Here is a 236-nt window from a genome sequence, read left to right on the forward strand (position 1 = left end):
GCTAAGTCCACGGACACGGGTGACTTTGACATTCCAGTGACGGATACTGAAGTGACACCAGGTCAAATTGTCACGGCAACGCCAGACAAAGGGAACCAAAGCACTAATTTGACAGTTCCAACTAAGCCAACAATCACCGATACTGGCATTTCAGGTAATGTGGGTGGTTATACGGTCACGGGTAAGACGACACCAAAGACGACGGTCACATTAACTGATCAAAACGGCGATCCAAT

1 pseudogene is annotated in these 236 nt (G+C 47.9%); it reads left to right on the top strand.

From position 1 onward, the window contains the following. Positions 1–236 (top strand): annotated as a pseudogene (locus FD04_RS12545) (hypothetical protein); the annotation flags it as partial.

The sequence above is a fragment of the Secundilactobacillus odoratitofui DSM 19909 = JCM 15043 genome, assembly GCF_001434895.1.
GTDB lineage: Bacteria > Bacillota > Bacilli > Lactobacillales > Lactobacillaceae > Secundilactobacillus > Secundilactobacillus odoratitofui.